This window comes from Chloroflexota bacterium, assembly GCA_035652535.1.
In the GTDB taxonomy this organism is placed as follows: Bacteria; Chloroflexota; UBA6077; order UBA6077; family SHYK01; genus DASRDP01.
Genome location: DASRDP010000109.1, coordinates 1 through 22844 on the forward strand (window position 1 = coordinate 1; position 22844 = coordinate 22844).

The 22844-nt window shown below is 67.0% G+C and carries 18 protein-coding genes, 1 tRNA gene and 1 pseudogene; 9 read left to right on the forward strand and 11 right to left on the reverse strand.

Features of this window, described 5'->3' with window-relative positions; all coding sequences use genetic code 11:
* The first annotated feature begins 56 nt into the window (after positions 1–56).
* Positions 57–929, forward strand: coding sequence for a universal stress protein (locus VFC51_13270; protein HZT07996.1), 873 nt, complete (start codon positions 57–59; stop codon positions 927–929).
* On the opposite strand, the gene VFC51_13275 is transcribed toward VFC51_13270, so the two are convergent.
* The 3 genes and pseudogenes from VFC51_13275 to VFC51_13285 all read right to left on the reverse strand — a co-directional run bounded on the left by VFC51_13275 (position 918) and on the right by VFC51_13285 (position 2932).
* Entirely contained in the window at positions 918–1802 is an 885-nt protein-coding gene (locus VFC51_13275) for a glutaminyl-peptide cyclotransferase (protein ID HZT07997.1), read from the reverse strand. The genes VFC51_13270 and VFC51_13275 overlap by 12 nt on opposite strands.
* A 53-nt stretch (positions 1803–1855) precedes the next feature.
* A pseudogene (locus VFC51_13280) lies at positions 1856–2512 on the reverse strand (permease).
* A gap of 12 nt (positions 2513–2524) precedes the next feature.
* Positions 2525–2932, reverse strand: a complete 408-nt coding sequence (locus VFC51_13285) for a hypothetical protein (protein HZT07998.1) — start codon at positions 2930–2932, stop codon at positions 2525–2527.
* Positions 2933–3063: 131 nt separating this feature from the next.
* Between VFC51_13285 and VFC51_13290 the strand changes: the two genes are divergently transcribed.
* Positions 3064–3963 (forward strand): LysR family transcriptional regulator, encoded by a 900-nt coding sequence (locus tag VFC51_13290; protein HZT07999.1) that lies wholly within the window; start codon positions 3064–3066, stop codon positions 3961–3963.
* Positions 3964–3973: 10 nt separating this feature from the next.
* Here VFC51_13290 and lon read toward each other — a convergent pair whose 3' ends face one another.
* Entirely contained in the window at positions 3974–6427 is a 2454-nt protein-coding gene (gene lon, locus VFC51_13295; GenBank protein ID HZT08000.1) for an endopeptidase La, read from the reverse strand.
* 164 nt (positions 6428–6591) lie between these two features.
* Here lon and VFC51_13300 point away from each other — a divergent pair, with 164 nt between their 5' ends.
* The gene (locus VFC51_13300) at positions 6592–8178 is read left to right on the forward strand and encodes a gamma-glutamyltransferase family protein (protein ID HZT08001.1); all 1587 of its coding nucleotides are present in this window, start codon (positions 6592–6594) and stop codon (positions 8176–8178) included.
* Between the two features lie 123 nt (positions 8179–8301).
* Here the strand turns inward: VFC51_13300 and VFC51_13305 are convergent, their stop codons facing one another.
* The 3 genes from VFC51_13305 to VFC51_13315 form a co-directional block, all read right to left on the reverse strand.
* Positions 8302–9387: an ethanolamine ammonia lyase-activating protein gene (locus VFC51_13305; GenBank protein ID HZT08002.1), complete on the reverse strand. Its 1086-nt coding sequence runs from the start codon at positions 9385–9387 to the stop codon at positions 8302–8304.
* Positions 9388–9451: 64 nt separating this feature from the next.
* A complete protein-coding gene (locus VFC51_13310) occupies positions 9452–10660 on the reverse strand; it encodes a Rieske 2Fe-2S domain-containing protein (protein ID HZT08003.1) in 1209 nt (402 codons plus the stop codon).
* 49 nt (positions 10661–10709) lie between these two features.
* The gene (locus VFC51_13315) at positions 10710–11729 is read right to left on the reverse strand and encodes an ABC transporter substrate-binding protein (GenBank protein HZT08004.1); all 1020 of its coding nucleotides are present in this window, start codon (positions 11727–11729) and stop codon (positions 10710–10712) included.
* A 571-nt stretch (positions 11730–12300) separates the two neighbouring features.
* On the opposite strand from VFC51_13315, the gene VFC51_13320 reads away from it, so the two are divergent.
* Entirely contained in the window at positions 12301–14007 is a 1707-nt protein-coding gene (locus VFC51_13320; GenBank protein HZT08005.1) for a peptide ABC transporter substrate-binding protein, read from the forward strand.
* Between the two features lie 27 nt (positions 14008–14034).
* Here VFC51_13320 and VFC51_13325 read toward each other — a convergent pair whose 3' ends face one another.
* On the reverse strand, positions 14035–15255 hold the full coding sequence (locus tag VFC51_13325; GenBank protein ID HZT08006.1) for an MFS transporter: 1221 nt from the start codon (positions 15253–15255) through the stop codon (positions 14035–14037).
* A gap of 95 nt (positions 15256–15350) precedes the next feature.
* Between VFC51_13325 and VFC51_13330 the strand changes: the two genes are divergently transcribed.
* The 4 genes from VFC51_13330 (at position 15351) to VFC51_13345 (ending at position 18944) form a co-directional block, all read left to right on the forward strand.
* Positions 15351–16085: a polyprenol monophosphomannose synthase gene (locus tag VFC51_13330; GenBank protein ID HZT08007.1), complete on the forward strand. Its 735-nt coding sequence runs from the start codon at positions 15351–15353 to the stop codon at positions 16083–16085.
* Positions 16086–16121: 36 nt separating this feature from the next.
* Positions 16122–16688, forward strand: a complete 567-nt coding sequence (locus tag VFC51_13335) for a hypothetical protein (GenBank protein ID HZT08008.1) — start codon at positions 16122–16124, stop codon at positions 16686–16688.
* A gap of 42 nt (positions 16689–16730) precedes the next feature.
* Positions 16731–17795 (forward strand): hypothetical protein, encoded by a 1065-nt coding sequence (locus VFC51_13340; GenBank protein ID HZT08009.1) that lies wholly within the window; start codon positions 16731–16733, stop codon positions 17793–17795.
* Between the two features lie 147 nt (positions 17796–17942).
* Positions 17943–18944, forward strand: coding sequence for a VOC family protein (locus tag VFC51_13345; protein ID HZT08010.1), 1002 nt, complete (start codon positions 17943–17945; stop codon positions 18942–18944).
* A gap of 130 nt (positions 18945–19074) precedes the next feature.
* Here VFC51_13345 and VFC51_13350 read toward each other — a convergent pair whose 3' ends face one another.
* The 3 genes from VFC51_13350 to VFC51_13360 all read right to left on the reverse strand — a co-directional run bounded on the left by VFC51_13350 (position 19075) and on the right by VFC51_13360 (position 21815).
* The gene (locus VFC51_13350) at positions 19075–20034 is read right to left on the reverse strand and encodes a pirin family protein (protein ID HZT08011.1); all 960 of its coding nucleotides are present in this window, start codon (positions 20032–20034) and stop codon (positions 19075–19077) included.
* 401 nt (positions 20035–20435) lie between these two features.
* Positions 20436–20512: transfer RNA gene (locus tag VFC51_13355), tRNA-Val, on the reverse strand.
* 46 nt (positions 20513–20558) lie between these two features.
* Positions 20559–21815: a Rieske 2Fe-2S domain-containing protein gene (locus tag VFC51_13360; protein HZT08012.1), complete on the reverse strand. Its 1257-nt coding sequence runs from the start codon at positions 21813–21815 to the stop codon at positions 20559–20561.
* An 88-nt stretch (positions 21816–21903) separates the two neighbouring features.
* Here VFC51_13360 and VFC51_13365 point away from each other — a divergent pair, with 88 nt between their 5' ends.
* On the forward strand, positions 21904–22821 hold the full coding sequence (locus tag VFC51_13365; protein HZT08013.1) for an ABC transporter substrate-binding protein: 918 nt from the start codon (positions 21904–21906) through the stop codon (positions 22819–22821).
* Positions 22822–22844 lie beyond the last annotated feature (23 nt).

The window sequence follows — 22844 nt, forward strand, 5'->3', positions numbered from 1 at the left end:
CTCGTCGCCCCGGGCCAGCTATTATCCTTTGACGCGATCAAGGAGGAGATGGCCGGATGGCGGCTCGCGTGTTGGTGCCCCTCGATGGATCTGATCTCGCGGCCCGGGCGATACCGTGGGCGCGCGAGCTTGCCACGGCGATCGGCGCCGACGTCGAGCTGTTGGAGGTGGTGCCTGTCGACTCGAACTCGCAAGAGGGGCTGCTGGCGGCGGGCGAAGAAACGGAGGCTCTTCGCCGCGGCCGCGCGCTGATGCTGGACGGCGGGCGGGTCGAGTGCCGGGTCATCCACGGATCACCGGCCGACAGCATCGTGGCGCGGGCGGCGGCCAGCGGCGCCGAGCTGATCGTGATGGCGAGCCATGGACGCGGCGGGGTCATCCGTGCCGTGCTGGGGAGCGTCACGGCCGACGTGCTGCGCCAATCGCCTGCGCCCGTGCTGGTCGTCCGCGCGAACCTCGCGGCCGTGGCGCGGCCGCCTCGGCGTATTCTCGTCGCGCTGGACGGCACCGATCTGTCCGAGTCCATCATTCGCAGAACCTTGCCCCTCATCCAGCGGCTCGGCGCGACGGTGGTCCTGTGCTCGGTCGCGAGCCTGCCCCCGCAGGCGATCCCGGTGCAGGGGGCAATGATCCCGGTGCCCGCGGGCGAGGTTCACACGCCGGCCGAGCGCGCGGACTACGTCGACCGCGTCGCGAGCCAGATGCGCGATCAGTCGCTCGTCGTGGAAGCGCGGGTTGGGGTCGGGGATCCGGCCGGCGTGATCGCGAGCACGGCGGCGGACGCCGGCGTCGACGTCATCGCCATGGCCACCCATGGCCGAAGCGGGCTGGAACGCTGGGCGCTCGGCAGCGTCACGGAGGTCGTCATTCGCGACGCGGGGGTTCCGGTCCTTGCTGTTCACCCCGTGCCGCCGGATTCAGCCTCCTGAGTCCGCGCTGACGAATGTCACTTTGAACAGCTTGGGCCAAAGCTTGCCCGTGATGAGAAACGTCTCGTCGTCGGGATCATAGGCGATCCCGTTCAGCACATCAGCGCCCACGCGCTCGTCGTCGGTGAGGAGGCCGGATGCGTCGATCGTGGCGTCGACGCGTCCGCTTTGTTTGTCGATCCGGACGATTTCGTCGGTCATCCACACATTCGCGTAAACCTCGTCGCCGACGCATTCCAGCTCATTGAGCTGGTCGACCGGTGCGCCGTCGAGGGTCACGTCCACAGCGCCCAATACATCAAAGGTTTGCGGATCCCGAAACGTGAGCGCGCTGCTGCCGTTGCTCATGACGAGCCGCGCGCCGTCGGTACAGAGGCCCCACCCTTCTCCGCCGTAGCGCAGCTGGCCTACGCGCTGGAACGTGCTCGCATCGTAGACGAATGCCGTATTCTCGCGCCAGGTGAGCTGGATCAGCCGCGAGTCAGCTAGGGCGATGCCCTCCCCGAAAAATCGCGGATCGACCGGCACGCTCTGGAGGATCTGGCCCGACTCCGGGTCAACGCGACGAAGCGAGGATCGACCGTAGAGGCCGGTGCTTTCCAACAGGGCCCCGTCCTGCCAGACGAGTCCTTCCGTGAACGCGTCGCGGCTATGGGGAAAGGCGGCGATGACCTGCACGCGCAGGTGCGCGACCGTGGGCCCGTCGGGCTCCGAACCAGCGACGCCCGCCGGGATTCGTGGAGCCTGAGGGGCGATGGGGCCGCCCGCGCGTGTCCATGCCAGCAGCCCTCCGACCGCTATCAGAAGGATCGCGGCAAGGGCGGTGATGGGGAAAAGCGCCGACGAGCGCCGATCATTCGCCAGGATGACCATCGCCCTGCCAAATAGGGCTCAGCACAAATGATTTTCGCGCATTTTTCGGCCTGCTACAGGCCGAATGCCATCGCCAGCCCGCCAGCCACCACGCCCGCGAGCGCGGTGAGGCCCGCGAGGGCTGCGAGGGCGCGGGGCGGGAACCCGTGCGACACCATCGCCAGCGATGGGAGGTTGAGGGGCGCAAGCGTGAGGAGCAGGGCCCCCGCCGGACCGGCGCCCAGGCCGTAGCTGCGCATGGTTTGGATGATGGGGATCTCAGCGCCGGTCGGGATCGGAAACGTCATGCCCGCGACGGCGAATCCGAGGATGACCAAGGGATTGTTCGCCCATTCGGGCGTAATCGCCGGGAAGAGGTACGCCCGCACGGCGCCGAGGATCAGGGTGAGGACGATCAAGACCGGCACGAGGAGGAGGGTCAGGCGCACGACCGTCGTGAGCCAGCGCAGCGCCCATGGGCCGGACTCCTCGCGGCTCGTGGCTGCGATGTCGGGATCTCCGGCGAAGGACGGAACGAGGCGACTCACCACGACCGCCGCGCCAGCGACGAGCGCTAGCCCGACGATGCCGCGAATCGCCGCCCATTGCCAGCCGAGGGCAAACGTGATCCAGGCCAACACGGCGAGATTGAGGGTCGGATTCGCGAGCCAGAATGCGACAGCCGAGCCCGCCGAGGCTCCTCGGCGCCGAAGTGCCAGCCCCACCGGGGCTGCGCAGCAGCTTCACATGAAGCCGGGGATGGCAAGAACGCCCCCGAGGAGCGACGTGGCGAGCTTGGATCGCCCGAGGACCCGGAGCAGCCAGTCGCGAGGGATGAGCGACTCAATGGTGGCAGCCAAGAGGATTCCCACGACGAGGGCCTGCCAGATCTTGTCCATGTACACGCGGGCATAATCGACCGCGGTGGTGATGGAGGGCGGTGGCGCGGCGGCGTCCTTGCCGGACACGATGGACGAGCCGAGGGAATGGCTCACGAATACGTCGGCAGTCCGGGCGACGTACGGCATCCACTTGACGTAAGCGAGCCCGACCACCGCGATGATCAGCAGGATCGAGAATCCCCGAAAATACTCGATGCGGCGGTCCGCCGCCGTTTCGACCAGCTCGGGCGCCACGCTGTGTTGGTGCATGGAAGTCTCCGAATACTGGGTTTGAGTGGAAATGCTGAAGCTGACCGACACGTATGCTAAAGCGTGTGGCATCATTCGTTCAAGCGCTATGCTAAATCGTCATCGCCAGGCCCAGCGATCCGGATAACTCCGTGGACATTGCCGATCTCGAGTCCTTTCTCGCCCTGAGCCACCAGGGCAGCTTCACCCTCGCCGCGCGCGAGCGTGGCCTCACGCAGCCAGGCCTTAGCCGCCAGATTCAGCGGCTCGAGCGATCGATCGGGGCTCGCCTATTCGAGCGCGCGCCGGACGGCGTCGCCCTCACGCCCGCGGGAGAGCGGTTCCAGAGCTACGCTGAGGCGGCGGTGGCTGCGTACTGGGGTGTGCTCGAGGAGCTACATCGACAACCGGCCCCGCTGGAGGGCGAGCTGCGTCTCGCGGCCAGCACGACGCCGGCCGAATTCATGGTCCCGCAGATCATCGCCGACTTCACCTCGGCCTACCCTTCGGTTCAGGCGACGGTCTACACGGCGAACACCCAGCGCGTCGTGGACGAGGTCGCGGCCGGTCGGCGGGACCTCGGCCTGGTTGGCGCGCGAATTCGCCAGGCCGGCGTGCGTTTCGACCCGGTGGCGCGCGATGAGGTCGTCCTCGCGGTGCCGGCCCGTCACCCGTTCGCCAGCCAGGAGGAGATTCCCCTGGCTGCTCTGGCCGATCAGCCCTTCATCGATCGCGAGAACGGGTCCGGAACGATTCTGACCGTTCGCCGTGCCCTCGCAGACCGTGGCCTCGACCTGCCGCCGCTTCGCATTGTCATGACGCTGAGCACGACCCAGGCGATTGTCTCAGCGGTCCGCGCCGGCTTTGGTGTCGGCTTCGTTTCGGCTTGCGCGCTGCGCGATCCCGGACCGGGCGGGCCCGTGGTGAAGCGCCTCGCCGAAATCCCTATGCACCGGTCGATCTTTCTCGTTCGTTCGCGCCGGCGGCCGCTCTTGCCCGTGGGCAGGCGGTTCGCGGAGTTCGTGCTTGCCGGGGCGCGATTCGCGACGTGACGGTCCGTTCTCAGGCGATCGCCGGCGCCGTGGGCTCCGCGAACTCGTGGCCGTTGGTCGGAGGCGCCGCCGTGGGGTGGCCGCCGACAAGGGCGCGCTCCAGGACCTCATCGACCCGATCGACCTCGACGATATCCATCTCGCGCACGCGGTCCGGGACCTCGACCAAATCCTTTGCGTTCTTTCTCGGTAGCAGGAACGTCGTTATTCCGGCGCGGTGCGCCGCCAGCATCTTCTCCTTGAGCCCGCCGATGGGGAGGACGCGCCCGCGAAGGGTCACCTCCCCGGTCATGGCGACGTCCTTTCGCACCGGCCGACCGGTCAGCGCCGAGATGAGGGCAGCCGTGAGGGCGATGCCGGCCGATGGGCCGTCCTTCGGCACGGCGCCGGCGGGCACGTGCACGTGGATGATGTGGCTGTCGAAGAAGCCGGGCTCCACGCCGAATCGGCGCGCATTGGCGCGAGCGTAGGTCAGCGCGGCGCGGGCGGATTCCTGCATCACCTGTCCCAGGTGGCCGGTGAGGACCGGCTCGCCCTTCCCCTCCACGAGGCTAACCTCGATGGACAGCAGCTCGCCGCCGGTCTCGGTCCACGCCACGCCGGTCGCGACGCCGACCTCGTCTTCCTCCTCGGCCAGGTTAAAGGTGTACTTGACGGGGCCGAGGAAGTCCGCCAAGTCGTCCGGCCGAAGGGTCGCTGATTCGATCTCCTTGGCCACCACCTTGCGGGCGACTTTGCGGCACAGCGTCGCGATCTCCCGCTCGAGGTTGCGCACGCCGGCCTCGCGGGTATACCCACCCACGATCGCGTGCAGCGTTTCATCGGGGATCTGGAGCTGATCAGCCGTGAGCCCGTGCGCCTCGATCTGCTTGGGAACCAGGAACCGCCGAGCGATTTCGATCTTCTCGTCCTCTGTATACCCCGCGATCGTGATGACCTCCATCCGATCGCGGAGCGCCGGCGGGACCGTGTCGAGGAGGTTGGCCGTCAAAATGAATGTGACCTTGGAGAGATCGAAGGGCACTTCGAGGTAGTGGTCGCTGAACGCGAAGTTCTGCTCCGGGTCGAGCACCTCCAGCAGCGCCGCCGACGGATCGCCCCGAAAGTCGTTCCCGACCTTGTCAACCTCGTCCAGCATGAAGACGGGGTTGTTGCTCTTCGCGCTGCGGATTCCCTGGATGATTCGGCCCGGCAGCGCGCCGACGTAGGTCCGCCGATGCCCGCGGATCTCTGCTTCATCGCGAACACCGCCGAGACTGGTGCGCCAGAAGTTCCGACCCAGGGCGCGGGCGATGGATCGGCCCAGGGAGGTCTTGCCGACGCCCGGCGGTCCGACGAAGCAGAGAATCGGCGTGCGCATCTTGGCTCCGGCCAGTCCCCGCACGGCGATGTACTCGAGAATGCGCTCCTTCACCTTCTCGAGGCCGTAATGGTCCTCGTTCAGGATCCGCTCCGCCTCGCCGATGTCGAGATGGTCCTCCGTACTGGTCGACCAGGGCAGCTCCGTCAGCCACTCGAGGTAGGTTCGGATCACCCCCTGCTCGGGGGAGTGCGGGCCGACGATCTTGAGGCGATTCAGCTCCTTGAGCGCCTTCTCCTTCGGGAGATCCGGCATACCGGCCGCCTCGATCTTCTCCCGGAGCTCGTCTGCGATGGCGGCCTCGCCCTCGCTCTCGCCGAGCTCCCGCTGGATCGCGCGGAGCTGCTCCCGCAAGAAGAATTCGCGCTGCGCCTTGTCGACGCCGGCCTTCACGTCCTGGCGAATCTTGCTGCGCACCTGCGCCATCTCCAGGTGGCGCCGCATGATCTCGGTCGCGATGTGGAGGCGCTCAAGAGGATCGAGCGCCTCCAGAATCCGCAGTCGCTCGTCAAAGGAGCATTCGGGCGAAAACGCCGCGTGGTCGGCCAGCAGACCGGGCTGCTGGATCCCCCGTACGTACTGGAGGACTTCGGACGGCACGCTTGGATTCAGCTCGATGAGGTTCTCGATGATCGCGAAGAGTTGGTGCATGGGCTCGCGCACGTCGTCCGGATCGGTCTCCGGGTCGGCGAAGATGCGGCAGCGGACCCGCCAGAAGGGCTCTTCTTCCTCGACCTCGACCACCTCGGCCCGATCGAGGCCGCGCACGACAACGCGCTGGCCCCCGCGGCGTGATGGGCGCGATTCCTCGACGGTGGCGACGAGACCGACGTGGTTCGCCTCGGGATCGATGGGGCCCTCGTCCCGCGCGCGGCGTGGGATGAGCAGGATGCGTTTGTCGGCGAGGAGCGCTACCTCGACGGCGCGTACGTATGCCCACGTCTCAAGGTGTAGAGGGACGATCATTCCCGGAAGGACGACCGCGTCGGGAAGCGGAATGGCGGGGAGGGTGAGGGTGTCCCCGGGGTCGTTGGCGGCGCTTAGCGTGGACGACCGGGTGAGGTCATCGTGAGGCGTCGGGGAGTTGCGCGGTTCATCCTGCAAACCAGATGGTCCTCGATTCGGCGAGATTCGAGATCGGGACGGACCATGCCCCGGGCGGGCGGCGTGGCCGTCATCCGAAGCGGCGACTTGGTGCCATTCGAGTATATTGTGGGTCCGAGGGGCTCGCAAAGGTCCGGGGCGAACCAGATCCGGGGGTGAGCCACATGGCCCTCACACGCGCGACGGCGATGGGCCTCAACGGCGTTATCGCGGCGCCCCACTATCTCGCATCGGCGGCCGGCCTGCGCGTGTTGCAGGATGGCGGGAACGCGATCGACGCGAGCGTCGCCGCCTGCGCGGTTCTTGGCGTCGTCTGGCCCTTCGCCTGCGGCATCGGCGGCGACATGTTCGTGGTGATCTGCGCCGCTGGCGCCGACCGACCGGTGGTTCTGAACGCGAGCGGACGGGCCGGGGCGAACGCCACGCCGGAATTCATTCGCGCGGCCGGCCACGACAACGCGCTTCCCAACAAGGGTCCGTTGAGCGTGGTGGTGCCGGGCTGCGTGGCCGGCTGGAACGCGGCGCTCGAGCGATATGGGACCCGCGATCTGGGATACCTGCTGCAACCCGCAATCGCACTCGCCGAGGATGGATACCCGGTTGCTCCCCGGCTCGCAGACGCGATCCGTTCACAGGCGCGAAACCTCAACGAGCCGGCTCGAGAAACGTTCATGCCGCGCGGCGCGCCGCCGCGCGTTGGGGCCGTGCAGCGAATGTCGGCGTACGCACGATCGCTTCGCGCCGTCGCGCGCGACGGCATTGGCGCGATGTATGGCGGCCCAATCGGGGAAGCCATCGGCCAGCACGTCGCCTCGATCGGCGGACACCTGACGCCGGGCGACGTCGCGGCGCATCGGTGCGAATGGGTCGAGCCGGCCGCGCTGGATGCATTTGGCCATCGAATCTGCGTGGCGCCTCCCAATAGCCAGGCGATTTTGCACCTCATGGGCGCGGGGCTGCTCGACGCGTTCGATCTCGGGGAGCCGCTGAGCTCGCGCGCGGCGCACCTCCAGGTTGAGGCGCTGAAGGTGACCTATCGGGACCGACCGAGGATCGCGGATCCCGCCTTCGTCCACGTGCCGCTCGCGGAGCTCCTTTCCGAGACGCATCTGACCGAGGGCCGATCCCTGGTGGACCCGCGCCGCGCCGCGCAGGCCCCGGCGGGCGCTCCCTCTGGGGATACGGTCTATCTCTGCGCGGCCGACCGCGACGGAAACATGGTCTCCATGATCCAGAGCCTCCGCGAGCCCTTCGGGTCCGGGGTGATGGTGCCGGGCGTGGGGATCATGCTGAACGACCGGGCCAAGGACTTCGGGATCGCTGATGGCGACCCGAATCAGATCGCGCCGGGGAAACGGCCGCGCCACAGCCTCACCCCCGCCCTGGCCTTGCGGGACGGACGACCAGCGTTCGCCTATGGGACCAGTGGCGGCGACGGTCAGCCCTATACCGTCCTCCAGCTCCACTGCAATCTCCTGGCGTTTGGAATGGACCCGCAGGCGGCCCTCGACGCGCCCCGCTGGACCATCGAGCCCGCCGCGGCCGGGCCCGCGCGCGGCGGCATCCGGTTCGAATCGCGCATCTCGCACGCGACGCTCGACGGGCTCGCGGCCATGGGCCACGACGTCGCTCCGATCGAGGAGTTCAGCGACGATTGCGGCCGCGCGGCTGTCGTTCAGATCGATGCGGAGCGCGGCATCCTACTGGGCGCGGCCGACCCACGGAGCGACGGCGTCGCCCTGGCGTGGTAGGCGGGCCCCACGCGTCCTTCGACAAGCCCGTCCTGAGCGCCCTTCGACAGGGTCGGGGCCAACGGGTTGGGGGGCGCAGGGCAAACGGGTCCCGGAGTCAGGACGAATAGTGAGCCCTCCCTCTCAGGCGGTCGCGTATTGCGGGCGCGGAAGCACCACCGTTGCGCCGTTCTTCGCGCATTCGCGCTCGAACAGGGCGTACACCTCAGGATCCTCGTCCTCGTAGTCGATCTGCCAGCCGCCCTCGCGCTCGCTGATCGTGCTGATGGGGAGGCCGTCCCGTCCCTCGTTGCCGCTGCGGTCGAGTGACCCGAGGCGCAGCGCGAGGTATGCCGCGGGGGTCGGCCCCGTGTTGAAGTGCTGGTGGTACTCCATCGCCTTCGGCGAGAGAACGGAGCCGTCCTTCCAGTCGATTTTTCGCGGCTTCTCGCCTTTGAACCACAGCAGGGAGTAGCCGATTCCGCTCAGGATGAGGACGTGCGCGCCGACGCCGTGCTTGTGGGCCTTCTTGTACGTGCCCGGGGGAAACTGGCTGACGTGGCACTCCATCTGGTTGCTGGCCAGCCGAAAGCGCATGTTCACGCCGCCCGCGCCGCGCTCGTGGTAGTCGTCCAGCTTGAAGTTTCGGAGGTCCGGCACGTAGTTGGTGCGCCACATGCGGATGCCGACGTGGGTTCCGGGGTCGGTGAAGTAGTTCTCCTCCGTGTTGTACCGGTCGGTGAACACGTAGTCGTCGTTGAAGACGAAATCCGTGTTTCGGTACATGTTGATGACCATCGGCGCATTGGTCACTGCGTAGAAGCGCGCCGGCTTTTGGCCGTCGAGATTGAAATGCTGGTAATAGCAGTTGAGCGGCGGAGAGAACATACTGCCCCGCTGCCATTCGATGGTCTGCTTGGGTTTTCCCTTCTGCCAAAGCGTGGTGGCGCCCCGCCCATCCAGGACGAAGATGGTCTCTTCGTAGAGGTGGTGCTGGACCTCGGTCTGGCCGCCCGGCGCGATCTCGAGGACGTAGCCGTCGTCCTCCTCTTGGTCGGCCAGGTTGACGAATGCGCCCTTCTGCCCCGTTCGGGGCCAGGGCGCGAGGTCGAGCGTGTATAGATCGGTGACGTAGGAGCCGGTGTTGACCGGGATCCCCTCCTCCTTCTGCCAGAGCTGGTAGGGAGAGGGGCCGCGTCGCCCGACTCGTCCGTTTGTTTCTTCAGCCATCGTGGTCCCTTCTTCGTATCTGGCCAGCGCGAGCGATGCGCGACGCCGGCCGTGGATTGGTGCGTCAATAGTCTCCGGTCCGCGCGGCGGCGCGCGCAAATTCAGGTGGTGGTGGCGTCGCGCCCCGCCATCGCCCCAGATCGCGAATGGACTCCTCGAGGTTCGTGTCGACGATGGCATGGTCGGGATCGTGGTAGACGTTCATGGGATCCAGGCCGTTCTGCACCTTCTCGATCTCGCGGCGGAGCATCTGTCGCAGCATCGTAATGCCACGGTCGGAAGTCGCCAGGCGCTCGGCGGTGCGATCGGCGATGGGGCCCTGCGTCTCCCACGCCATGTGGTCGCCGGCCTGGACGTCCGCGGTGATGTCGAACCTCGTGTTGGGGTGCAGGAGGCCCTCCGGCTTCTTATAGGAGGGCACGTAGCGCACCCGAATGTCCTCGTCGGGCTGGTCCACCTCGCTCCCATCGGGAGTTGGGTCGAACCCCACGAAGACGATGAAGGTGTGGGTATCGTCGATGGGGACGCGGATCTGCGTGTTTTTCTGGTGTCGCAAGATGTTGGGGAAGAGGATTGGGTGCTGGTCGACGAGACCGTTCTTATACGTGCGCCGCTTCATGATGCCGTATGGCGTCTCGTAAAAGTCAAAGTGGTCGATGTCGTCGGTAAAGCCGCGGGTGACGCTCGGCGGCGTCCGGCCCTGGGTCGACGTCTCCTGATGCAGGATCGGGAGGTGGGCCGGATCGACGGAATTCTCCATCGCCTGGAACCAGTTGCAGTCGAGCTGCGGCTGCACGGTGATGCGGTGCGTGCCGTCCTTGCGCGCCCAAACGTCGTACTTGGTGATGGGCGGGACGGGCTCGGGGCCCATGTAGGTCCAGTAGAGGCCGAGCCACTTCTTGACCGGATATGCCCGCTGCTTGACGGTGAGGTAGAACCTGCTGTCCGCCGGCTCGGCGGGCGTTTCGAGACAATTCCCTTTCGAATCGTAGAGCCACCCGTGGTAGGCGCAGGCGATGCCGCGCTCCTCCACCCGACCATACAGGAGCGAGGCGCCGCGGTGAGCGCAATGGTCCGCGAGGAGACCCGCGTTTCCGCTCTTGTCGAGGAAGAGCACGAGGTCCTCGCCGAGAAGGCGAATGAACTTAGTGGGGCTCTCCGGCGTCAGCTCGCGCGCGACGCAGAACGGGAGCCAATATCGCCGGAATAGCTCCCCGGCCGGGGTACCCGGTCCGATCCTGGTCAGAAAATCATTCTCTTCCTTCGTCAGCATGCGAACGACTCCTTTCGAGTCATGTGATCAGCCCGCGGCCCAGCCCCGCTCAGTCGCAGTCTTCGTCCTCGCCGTGACCATGGGCCAGCTCCCGCTGGATGTTGGCGATCACGCGGTCGTGGCCTCCGTAGAGGTGGTCCACGTAGCCGGTTGCGTGGATGCTGCGCAACGTCTGCGTATCCCAGAGCTCCAGCGGGTTCACGGTCTTCGCTTCCGGATACACCATGCACGCCAGCTTGTGCACGTTGATGATGGCCTCGGCGCGGGGATACGGCTTGGTCTCGTACTCGGCGGCGTGCTCGTCGTACTGGGCCACCAGGCGGTCCATCTGGCCTTCGCGCATCGGCCCGACGGGTTCCTTCATCAACTCCAGGGTTTGCTCTTTCTTGGTCTTGAAGAAGTGGGTCGAGTCCACGAGGACCTTCATGATCCGGTCAGCGAAGTCATTCTCCTGCTGGAGGCGCGGCCACGTGGTGGTGAAGGTGATGCTGTGGACCATCGGCATGGGCGCGAGGCGGTGGACTTTGAGGCCGGCCGCCTCGGCGCGGTCCGCCCGGTTCGGATCGATGAAGCACGCTTCGGCCTTGCCGTCGCGCACCGCCTCGATGGCGTTGCCGACCGTATTGGGCAGGAGGAACTCGACGCCTTTCGTATCCACCCCTTGCAGCTCGAGGAGCAGGATCTTGTTACCTTCTCCGTGACCGGTGAATTTCCCGTTCAGGAAGAGGGGTTTGCCGACAACGCGCTTCCCGTTCAGGTTACTCAAGCTCGCGATGGCGGGGTCCGTGGCGACCCACTGGTGCAGCCAGTTCTCCGTCTGCGCCAGGCACACCATCGGCTCGCCGCGCGCCAGGCGCATGTAGGGGGACACGTGGTTCCCGAAGATGAAGTCGATGCCGCCGTCGAGAAGCTGCTCCTCGGCGTCGAGCGGATCGGCGCTGAACCGATAGTCGCGCACGTCGATGCCGTGCTGCTTCCAGATCTCGGCCTTCTCCATGACGGTGAGGAGCGGAACCATCGACTCGGATCGGTAGATAAAACGAACGGGGACGATCTTCTGCTGCGTCATGCGCGCGTCTCCTTCGGTTCATGCTTCGCAATCGCAATCATTCGTTCTAAGGTGGAACCCTACTCGGGAACCGCGGCGCTGTCAAATTTGCGGTGTGCGCGAACCTGATCAGATTCGAGGGGGCGAATTTTCCCCCACGGGTCGTCGCCCGCAACGTACCGTGCCTCCAAGCTGGGGGAGCCAAAACGGGTCGAGGCAGGTCTCGGGCTGTGGTGTTAAATCCCGCGCAAGCCTAAACGGCCACATTGGTCGGATGTGGCCGATGTGCGTCTTGGCCGCCGGCGAGGCGCCCGCGCGGAAGCGCTCGCGCTCGTTCGGGAATTTCTCGACCAGCGCCGCGTTGCGCTCCGTGAACCTGTCCACCACGTCGACGCGCGGGTCGCGATCACGCCGATCGCACGCTTGCCTATCCTACGGCTACGTCCGCCGCGGTCCGGCCATCACACGGGAGCGAAGTCGTCGCGGCGCCAGAGTCACGGCGCCACGAATTGCCAGGGCCGCCGCCCGGTGCCAAAATGGGCGGCAACACGGCCGGCTCGACCACCGACGCTCGAGTCAAGAAGGGGGAGCGATGCCGAAGATGACGCGTCTCTCGACAATGTGGACCATCATCGCGCTCGGCGCCGTCGCGGCGTGCGGCGCGCCGACGGCCGCTCCCCGAACGGCGAGCGACGTGGGCTCCCCCGGCTCGACCGAGAAGACGGTGAAGCGCGCCGTGACGATCGTGGAGACGCGCGAGCCGACGTCGCTGGAGCCCAGCCTGCAGCCCCAAAACCGTGAGTGGTCCGCCTTGTCGTCCGGATTTCTGGCCTACTTCAACCGCGACAGCAGCGAGCCCCAGCCCTATCTGGCTGAAGAGCTGCCCAGCGTCGAGAAGGGGACCTGGAAGCTGCTGCCGGACGGCCGGATGGAGACGACGTACACCATCAAGCGCAACGCGACCTGGCACGATGGCGAGCCCATTACCGCGAGGGATTGGGTCTTCGCGTATCAGGCACGAACTGCGCCCGACGTCCCCGCGCATAACGCCGTCGTCGAGAAGCGACTGGCCCAGGTGGTCGCGGTCGACGACCACACGCTCTTCCTGGAATGGCGCGAGCCCTACATGTATGCGGGCTACACCCATCTGCCAGATTTCTCCCCGATGCCGCGGCACCGGTTGGAGGAGCAGTTCCTGCAGGACCGCGCTGGCTTCATCGACGGTCCGCAGTGGCGCGAAGAGTTCGTCGGGAGCGGGCCATATCGGGTCGTGAGCTGGGAGCCAGGCGTGGATATTGTCTTCCGGGCCCACGAGGGGTTCGTGTTCGGGAAGCCGCGGATCGACGAGGTTCGCGTGCGCTTCATCGGCGATGCGAACACGATCGTCGCCAACCTCCTGAGCGGGACGCTCGACGTGGCCTACTCCGGTAACATCGGGTTCTCGCAGGGCCAGGCCCTCGAGCAGGCGGGATGGAGCGGCAAGGTCACGTACGTCGAGGGGAACCCGCGCTTTCTGGAGTTCCAGGGACGCGACTGGGGCGACACGGTCCAGGCCGTCTTCGACGCGCGCGTCCGCCGGGCCGCGCACTACGCCATCGACCGCACGTCCATCGTCGACGCGATCTATGCCGGCCGTGCGCCCGTCGCGTATTACTGGCTATCGCCCCGAGACCCGTCGTACGCGGCCGTCGAGCGCGCGGTCCCCAAGTATGACTATGATCCCGGGCGTGCCGAGGCCTTGTTGCGCGAGGCAGGCTGGACCAAAGGGACTGATGGTCGACTCCGAAACGGCGCCGGCCAGCCGCTCACGCTTCCGCTCACCAACCTGCCCGGCGAGGTCGAGCAGCTCGAAGCCGCCATCGTCGTCGACAACTGGAAGGCGGCCGGCTTCGCCAGCGACGTGCAACGCCTCTCTCCCCAGGAGTGGCGTGACAACGAGCTGCGAAGCAAGTTTCCCGCCGTGGCTTACAACCGCCGCAACCTCTCGTACGACGATATGGTCTGGTTCAGCAGGAACGTCTCCCTCCCCGAGACTCGCTGGGGCGGGCAGAACCGCATCGGCTACGTCAACCCGCAGCTCGATGACCTCTGGGGCAAAGTGTTGGCCAGTGTCAACACGAGGGAGCGCGAGGGCTACCTCATCGATGCGATCCGCGTGATGATGGACGACGCGATGGTCGTATTGACCCACCTCCAGGCGGAGGTGCTGGCGTTCAACGCCGATCTCGTCGGCCCGTCGGAGCCGCCAGTCGAGAAGACCTCCCGCGTGTGGAACGTCTGGGAATGGGAGTGGCGGTGAGCGTCGGTCGCACGAGCCGCCGTGCGCTCATGTCGACGGACGTGGATCCGGTGTCGCGATCGTGGAGCGCTCGATCCGCGCGCTCGCGCGCCAGCGCTGAATCGTGAGATCGCCGGCGACGTAACACCCGAATGCCCCCAGCGCGACGATCGGGAACATCCCTTTGATGCCCGTGGCACTGGCGATGAGTCCGGCCGCGAGCGGCGCCACGATGTTCGACACGTCCGACGTTGCGCTGAACACGCTCGTGGCCACGCCGCGGCTCACCCGCGTGTCGTCCACCTCTTCCGCCAGCCCAGCGCTGTTTGACACCACGACGAGCGCGCGGCTCGCGGCAAAGAGGGTGAAGATGCCGAGGATAACCGCGAACGCGGGCGCGGCCGGCAGTGCGGCCATGAGCCCCATCTGGGCGACGAGGCCGAGGTAATTCACCTGGCGCAAGGTGAGGCGCCTGATCAGCGCGGCCAGGCTCGGCCGACCGATGGCATTGATGAAGGAGTACAACCCACGGGTCAGCCCGACCTCGGCCGGGCCGAGGCCCACGGCTGCGCCAAAAACGGGGAAGAAGCTCGACAGGACCAGGTGGAACAAGTTGTTCCAGAATCCCACGTTCACGACGCTCCAGAGTCCCGGATCTCCGATCGCCCGCACGAGGCTCGTTCGCCCGCCGGCCGCCCCGCTGGTCGCGGGCTTCGGCCGCGGATGGAGCTCCGGCGCGCCGACCAGAAGCGCGATGCCGAGGGCGCAGAAGACGACGCCGTAAAAGAAGGCGGCCGGATACCCGACGTAGTCGGCGAGCAGGCCCACCAGCACGTTCGATGTTGTGTAGCCGAACGCCTGCGTTCCCCCGTACCATCCCATCGCCTGACGGCGGTCAGCGCCGGCGACCAGCAGGTCCAGATATCGGGCGAGGAAGAAGGTCGTAGCAAGCCCGACGAAGATCCGATTCAGCACGAACATGACCATGAACGCGCGGATGTCGGGAAGGAAGGGCATCACCGCGCACGTCGGGATGGCTGCGCCCAGGCTGGCGAAGATGAGCGCGCGAGACCGCTCCGGTCGGTAGAGCTTCGGCACGGGGAAGCGCGAGGCGAGGGACGAGACGCCGCCGAGCGCAACGACCGCGCCAACGACCCCGACGGGGTATCCCAGATGGCTCAGGTACAGGGGGATGAGCAACGTCATCATGTTGAAGGGCCCCGAGATCGCCGCCAGAATGGCGTTCTCGCGAAGGGCAGAGCGTCCCAAGGCGCCTCCAAAAGTGGAAAACGTCACATGCGCGGCGTGGAAGGGCGCATGATCGCGTACGATCTCCCCCAGCATTGAGCGGCAGGAGGAGTTCGATGTCCGCTCTGGTGATTATCCCCACCTTCAACGAGCGGGACAACCTGCCAGCGCTCGTCGAGGCCATTCTCAGCCTCGACGCCGGGCTCCACGTCCTCATCGTCGACGACGGATCGCCCGACGGGACCGGGGAGATTGCCGATCGCCTGGCGCGCGAGACGGGGCGGGTTTCCGTCCTGAAGCGCTCCGGCAAACAGGGTCTCGGCACGGCATACGTCGCCGGATTTCGCTACGCGCTCTCCCACGATTTTGACCTCGTCGTGGAGATGGACGCCGATTTCTCGCACCGGCCCGAGGACCTGCCCCGCCTCATCGCCGCGGCCAAGGAGGCGGACGTCGTCATCGGGTCGCGGAACGTGCCGGGCGGGCGGGTGGTCGGCTGGTCGCCGCTACGGCAGCTCGTGAGCAAGGGCGGTAGCATCTACGCGCGGCTGCTCCTCGGGCTGCCGGTCGCCGACTGCACCAGCGGGTTCAAGTGCTTCCGCCGGAGCGCGCTTCAGATTCTCGACCTCGATGCCCTCCGCTCCAACGGCTACGCGTTCCAGGTTGAGGTGAACTTCGCGTGCGCGCAGGCGGGTCTGCGCTTCGCGGAGGTTCCGATCGTGTTTCCGGACCGCGCCCGAGGGAAGTCCAAGATGTCGTGGCACATCGCGGCGGAGGCCGCGTGGCTCGTGCTCCGATTCCGGATGGGACTGAGTCAGCCGCCGATCCTGTCGGCGGCGGTGGGCGGCTAGACTTGTTCTGCGCCAATCGTCTCGTAGGGGATTGCCGTGGATAGCAGCCTGCCCCAATCACTCCTCAACGCCGATGGGGACGAGATCGGCCCGATCTTCGATGCCGCCTGGCAGGCCGCCAGCATCCCACGCCAGCTCGCCCTCGCGTGCGCGCTGGCGGAATCCGGCCTGAACCCGCGGGCGGAGCGGTGGGGCCGATCCACAGCCGCGGCGCGCTCGGCCATCCAGGCTGACGACCGAGCCTGGCTTGCCGAGATCATCGACGCCGCGTGGCCGGACATCTCCTTCGGATACGGGCAGCAGATCGTCCTCTACCATTACCTGGGCGACCGAACGTCGTCGGTGGAAAACGTGCTCGCGGTCCGTGACGGCGTCTTCGCAGATCCAGCGGGCAATCTCGTCGACATGTGCCGGCGGCTCGCCGGCTGCCTGGCGCGCGCACGGGCCTGCGATTTGGAGCCCGTGGCGGGCGATGAGCTGCTCGGCGCGCTAGTCGTCTACAACAGCGGCGCGTGGCACGCGGCGGACGACGCGTGGTGGACGAGCTGGGCAGGGAATGTGCGCGCCTACGCGTCGATGCTGCAGCGCATTCGGAGCGGATGAGCGACCCGACCGAGACGCGACAGCAGGAAGGGGGCAACGCAGATGAGCGGCTTGGACCAACCGATCGTCATCGCGAACTCCAACTACCACGTTGGCCAGGAGCGATCGTTCCGCGTCGCCGAGGAGCAGGGCTTCCTACGGGAGGAGGGGCTCGATCGGTACGTCTACGAACGGGGCGGGCTCATTCCGGGGCGGTGGGAGTTCGAGGCCCTCGGCCAGGTGATGTGGGAGCGCGGCGTTGACATCGCGACGGCGGTGGACGTTCGAGCCGCCGTCCTCCAGCGGGCTCGGGGCGAGGACGTCTACATCGTCGGCGGGTGGCGGGTGCAGCTCGCTCCGCGGCTGATCGGCGCGAAGGGGATCACCGGCCCCGAGCAGCTTCGCGGCGCGCGGATCGGCGTGCGCGAGAAGTGGGGGCTCAATCACATCGGCCTCGCCTCGGCCATCTCGACCTTCGGAATCGATCCAGAGCGCGAGATCGAGTGGGTCGAGGACCCCATCGTCGGCTACGGAAGCGCTGGTGTGGAGGAGCTGCTTCGGTCCGGACGGGTGACGGTGCTGCCGCTCAACGGACGCGAGGCCGACCGCCTCATGGATGAAGGCTACCCGCTCGTTCTCGACCTCGAGACCTTCTACCGCGGCCGTGGCGCGTGGCCGCCCGGCAAGGTGATCGTGGCAACGCGGCGGACGGTCGAGCAGCGCGGCGCGGAGCTTCGCGCGTTCCTCCGGGCGAACCTGCGCGCTTTCTGGTTCGTCCAGGACCCGGCGAACCACGAGTACATGTTCGAACTCGAGACGCGGATGCGCGCCTCGACCTTCAACGACGACGAGCGCAAGCTGCGCATGCTGAGGAGCGAGTCGGAGGTCCCCGTGCAGACCTACGATGGTCCCCGGTCGACCGGCTATATGCCGATGGATGGCCTCGTGCCGCGCCCGGCGCTGGCCGCCATCGTGCAAGGGATGGCGCAGAAGGGGGAGATTGACTCGGCGTTCGCCGTGGATGACGTGCTGAAGGATCAGGCGTCCATCGACGCGTACGATCGGCTGGTGAGTCGAGGGCTCATCGACGCGGCTCTCGTGGCGCGGTGGCGGGGAGGCGCGGTCTGAGGGTCGACGGCAGCGGGCCGCGGCGTCGATCCGTCAGCGCGGCGGTTCAGCCCAGGCGGGGTATACTCGGACCCACGAGCCCCGCGCGGGACGCGCACCGCTTGGCGGCGCAGAATTGGCAGACATCATCCGGGAGAGGAGGCCACGATGGAGGACCAGCGCCCAGGAGCCGCGTACTGGATCGATCACTACGTGGTGCCCGTGACCGACATCGAGCGATGGGACGCCTTCTACACGAACGTGCTTGGCGCACAGCATCGCCAGATGGGCGGTGGCGGGCCCCGCCGGCCATCAGCGGCGCCGCCCACGAGGTTCACCTTCGTCAGCACGTGCCACGTCGGGGGCGCCCTCCGAACGGACGGGCTTCCCCCCAGCAGCGGCCTCGGCCGGGGGTTGCCGCGCTACAGCTACTTCGTTCGTTCTGAGGACCTCGACGAGCACCTGCGCCGCCTCGATCGCTTTCAGGTGCCCCATTCTGACGCCATGCGCACGTCGGAAGAGGGGGAGGATGGCATCGCGATTCGGTTCGAGGACCCGGACGGCAATCAGCTCGAGTTCTGGGCGCCCGACCGCCTGCCCCAGGGCGCGATGGAGGACGAGACGGCTGTCAAGGTCGGTCGCGTCGCGGGCGCGCTGTTCGAGTCGCGTGACCTCGCCCGGACCGCGGACTTCTACACGCGCTACTGCGGCGTCGACCCGGTCTCGAACGCCGACCTCCCGCATGATGTCCTCGTGCTGAAGCTGGCGGCGGGCGGCCGCATCGCCTTCAAGAAGGTCGATGCGCTGAGCGGCCGAACTGGCGGCCACATCCATCCTCTTCACACGGCACTCGTCGTCCGCGACGACGAGATGATGCAGGTTTATCGCCGCATGTGGGACGAGCTGGTGGAGTGGGATCATGACCCGACGATTCGTCGCCTGCTGCCGGATGAGGAAGCGCAAAGCCTGCCGGCGCGCACGGGAATCCACGGGAGTCCGAGCGGGCAGCCCTGGCGGACCGGATTCGGGCGCGGCGACAGCTTCTGGGACTGGGACACGAACGCGTTTCACTGGGTTCCTGGGGCGCCGATCGACGGCTCGATGACCACGTTCAAGGCGCTTTCGCCCTACCCCTACATCGACGCGTTTGTGGGGAGTGATTCGGCCTGAGGGGCGCCTTCGACAGGCCTCTCGTGAGCCAAGGCGAAGGGCTCAGGGCGAACGGGCGGACGGAGCCCGCCCGCCCTTCGACAGGACTGTCCTGTGCGAAGCCGACAGGCTGAGGGCGAACGGCGCTTCCTCAGGACTCGCCAGGCGGGATCACGCCGAGGCGACCGGCCTGATAGTCCTCAAAGGCCTGCGCCAGCTCTTCGCGGGTGTTCATCACGAACGGCCCGTAGTGCGCAACGGGCTCGCGGATTGGCAGACCCCCTAGGAGATAGATCTCGAGGGACGCGCTGGGTCCATCCTGGGCGCGCTCCGCGCCGACGCGGATGACGTTGCCCGGGCCGAGCACCGCGAGCTGGGCGCCGCGAATGGGCGTCCGCTCCTGCCCCGCATATCCACGGCCGCCCAACACGTAGACCAGGGCGTTGAAGTCCGACCGCCACGGAACGTCGACTTCGGCGCCGGGCGCGATCGAGGCGTGGACGACGGTGATCGGCGTGCGGGTGACGCCGGGCCCTTGATGCTCCCCAATGGCACCGGCGATGACCCGAATGAGGGCGCCCCCGTCCGGTGAGCGAAGCAGCGCGACAGACTGGCCACGGATGTCCTGATACCGAGGCTCGATCATCTTCTCGCGCGCGGGCAGGTTCACCCAGAGCTGCACGCCGTGAAAGAGCCCGCCGCTCGCCACGAGCTGGGCTGGCGGCCGCTCGATGTGGAGGATTCCGCGGCCGGCCGTCATCCATTGGGTGTCCCCGTTGGTGATCACGCCTCCGCCGCCGTGAGAATCCCGGTGCTCCATCACGCCGTCGATCATGTACGTTACGGTTTCGAATCCGCGGTGGGGGTGCCACGGGGTTCCTTTCGGTTCGCCGGGCGCGTAGTCGACCTCACCCATCTGATCCATGTGGACGAACGGATCGAGGACGGAGAGGGGCACGCCGGCGAATGCGCGGCGCACCGGAAATCCCTCGCCTTCGAGACCGGCCGGGGCGTTGGTGACGGATCGAATCGGCCGCACCACGACCTGCTCGGCGGGCAGGGTCGGGAGAATCGGGAGGGCAAGGGGGTCTTCGACGGTGACGGCTGGCATGGTGACCTCGGCGTGATTCGGCAAGAGCCATTCAAACTATAGTCGCAGCGACGCCTCACCCGCCGCCGATCGCCTGTTGTCGACCTCAGACGTTTCAAACCCGACTCGGAGGACAGGCCCGGCAGCGGCGCCCTCCCGGGCTGGTTGGGAGGCGTCCTCCAATCGATGAAGAAGCCGCAGGTCCATGCGGGAATGCGCATCCGTGTCCGGGATCGAGGAGGCGGAGGCTATCGGCGAGGAGGTGCGGCGGCGGGTCCATCAGGGCGCCGACACGGGGTACTGTGTGGTCTCCGTGGGCGCCGCCCGGCGCGCATTGTGCCTGCCTGGACGTCCCTGGTGGCGCGAAGGACCCGCTTGAAGACGAACGTAACTCGAAGTTTGCGGGCAAGAACGTCGGGTCTTGGTGGGCGAGACAGGACTCGAACCTGTGACCTCACGGATGTGGGCCGTGCGCTCTAACCAGCTGAGCTACTCACCCTCAGACCAGCATTCTACGATGCCTCTCCACCTTCCGCAAGCCGTTCTCAGGCCCTCGCAGCGGCGACCGCGCCGGTCTCGCGTCGCGACCGCGTGAGGTGGGGAAAGGCTGCCCGCCAGTTGGTTCCCGCGATCGTCTCGCCGAAGGTGTCCACGTGCTGGTATGTGTTGTCGCTCTCCGCATAGACGAGATTTGGCGGCTCGCCCCCATTCTGGAAGGCGTCGAGCACGTCGAGCAGGTAGCGACGCATGGCGATGACGGCCTTGTCGCTGACCCCGAGGTGTTCGCGGCTCCGGTCGAAGATCGGGCCCATCGTTTCCGTCGCCATAGCGTCGTGGATGATGAAATTCAGCCCGAGCCCCGTAAAGTTCTCGGTCTTCTGCTTCTCGCGGTCGATCAAGTAATGGTTGTGGATATTGCGGAGCTTGCGGTAGTCGGGCCCATACCAGGGCTCGATCGCGCCCGAAAGGCGCGATTTGTCCAGCGGCCCGTCCTCACGGAAATTGAGGTTGAATCGCCAGCTCGCGCCATCGTCCACCGGCACGTAGAAGTGCACCGACTTCGTCGCCCCCGGAATCCAGCAGTCCGTGGGAAGCACGATGCTGGACACCCGGACGTACGCCGCGCCTGGCTCGGGCTGGCGCACGGCCACCAGCCGCAATCCGAAGTCCGTTTCCTCGATGGTGTACTCGCTCACCGGGTGCTCCAGGAGAATTCCCCTCGGATCGCGGCCGTTGAAGAACCGGTGGAGATACGTGAGGTGGGTGGAGTCGCACTCGCCCTCCACGCCCTGGAGATAGCTGCAATCTTGATAGCTCTTGGTCGCGAGAGTTTGGTCCGGCGATAGCCGGCTCCACACATAGTTGGGGAACACGGGCTGGCGATTCCTCGGGCCCATGTACGCGAAGATAATGCCCGCGGCCTCGTGGGTTGGGTACGCTGGGTGCCTCAGGCGATCCTTGAACGTGCTCCCGGCCGGCTCGGCGGGCGTCTCGAGCACCGTGCCGTGCACGTCGTACTTCCACCCGTGGTAGACGCATCGAAGCCCATGCTCCTCGTTCCGCCCGTAGAAAAGGGACGTGCCGCGATGGGCGCAGTGCTCCTCGAGGAGCCCGACCCTGCCCGCGCTGTCCCGAAACCCCACGAGATCCTCGCCGAGAATGCGGACCTGGACCGGCGCGCAATCTGGCTCGGGGAGCTGCTCCGAGAGAAGCACGGGAATCCAGTATCGTCGGAAGAACTCTCCCATCGGGGCGCCTCGGCTCGTCCGGGTCAACAGCTCATTCTGGGCCTGCGTCAGCATCGCTCTCCTCCGCGGCGGGCTCCTCAGCAGTGTAACAGGGAAGGCGAGGGCATGCGCCCGAGTAGAATCAGGCCCCTGGAGGTGCGCGATGCTGGTGACCGTCTCGGACGTGGTTTCCCCGTCGTATTTCGTGGCGACCGCGGCCGTCGAGCTGGGCTACTTCAAATCCGAGGGTGTCGATGCCGAGTTCGTGTTTCCGCCAGCGGACCGGCCACGGGCCCTCCGCGAGGGCCGCCTCCATTTCGTTGGGACTTCGGCCTACAGCGGTCCCGTCGCGTTTCCCGAGTGGCGCGGTGGGAAGCTCCTGTGCGCGCTTTCGCAGCACAGCTACTGGTTCCTCGCCGTCCGCGCCGATCTCCATGCCCGTCGAGGAGACGTCTCCGCCGTGAAGGGGCTGCGCATCAGCGCGACAGGCCAGCCAGGCCTGTTGCTCAAGCGCCTGCTCGTCGACGCCGGCATCGACCTCGAGCGCGACGGCGTTCGCATCGTTCCACCCCCGCCCTCGCACGACCCGACCGGGAACCTGGCGCGGATCGGAGCGCAGGCTATCGAAGAGGGGCTGGCGGACGCCTTCTGGGGAAACGCGATGCGGGCCGAGTATGCGGTCCGACGCGGCATCGCCACGGTGCTCGTGGACGTCCGCCGCGGGGACGGCCCGCCCTCAGCCCGACAGTACACGTTTCCGGCCCTTCTCACGTCGGACACCGTCATCGAGGAGCATCCGGACGCGGCGGCCGGCGCCATTCGCGCGATCGTGAGAACGCAGCAGGCCCTACGGGCCGATCCGAGCCTCGCTACTCAAGTAGGAAACAAGCTCTTCCCCTCAGAGGAGGCGGGCCTCATCGCAGATCTCATCGCGCGGGATGCGCCCTTCTACGACGCGACGATCTCCGAGGACGCGGTGGACGGGATGACCCAGTTCGCGCGCGACGCCGGCCTCCTGTCCAGGTCGGTCGCGTACGATGACGTCGTCGCGACTCAGTTCCGACACCTGTGGGCGCCGTAATCGAACGCCGGGGCGGCGGCGGA

Bases quoted from the DNA above. Each gene is read 5' to 3' on its own strand.
- VFC51_13340 (HZT08009.1), top strand. From the start codon at position 16,731: ATGAGCGGCTTGGACCAACCGATCGTCATCGCGAACTCCAACTACCAC.
- VFC51_13310 (HZT08003.1), bottom strand. From the start codon at position 10,660: ATGCTGACGAAGGAAGAGAATGATTTTCTGACCAGGATCGGACCGGGT.
- VFC51_13300 (HZT08001.1), top strand. From the start codon at position 6,592: ATGGCCCTCACACGCGCGACGGCGATGGGCCTCAACGGCGTTATCGCG.
- VFC51_13315 (HZT08004.1), bottom strand. From the start codon at position 11,729: ATGACGCAGCAGAAGATCGTCCCCGTTCGTTTTATCTACCGATCCGAG.
- VFC51_13360 (HZT08012.1), bottom strand. From the start codon at position 21,815: ATGCTGACGCAGGCCCAGAATGAGCTGTTGACCCGGACGAGCCGAGGC.
- VFC51_13350 (HZT08011.1), bottom strand. From the start codon at position 20,034: ATGCCAGCCGTCACCGTCGAAGACCCCCTTGCCCTCCCGATTCTCCCG.
- VFC51_13270 (HZT07996.1), top strand. From the start codon at position 57: ATGGCGGCTCGCGTGTTGGTGCCCCTCGATGGATCTGATCTCGCGGCC.
- VFC51_13320 (HZT08005.1), top strand. From the start codon at position 12,301: ATGCCGAAGATGACGCGTCTCTCGACAATGTGGACCATCATCGCGCTC.
- VFC51_13285 (HZT07998.1), bottom strand. From the start codon at position 2,932: ATGCACCAACACAGCGTGGCGCCCGAGCTGGTCGAAACGGCGGCGGAC.
- VFC51_13330 (HZT08007.1), top strand. From the start codon at position 15,351: ATGTCCGCTCTGGTGATTATCCCCACCTTCAACGAGCGGGACAACCTG.
- VFC51_13275 (HZT07997.1), bottom strand. From the start codon at position 1,802: ATGGTCATCCTGGCGAATGATCGGCGCTCGTCGGCGCTTTTCCCCATC.
- VFC51_13365 (HZT08013.1), top strand. From the start codon at position 21,904: ATGCTGGTGACCGTCTCGGACGTGGTTTCCCCGTCGTATTTCGTGGCG.
- VFC51_13305 (HZT08002.1), bottom strand. From the start codon at position 9,387: ATGGCTGAAGAAACAAACGGACGAGTCGGGCGACGCGGCCCCTCTCCC.
- VFC51_13345 (HZT08010.1), top strand. From the start codon at position 17,943: ATGGAGGACCAGCGCCCAGGAGCCGCGTACTGGATCGATCACTACGTG.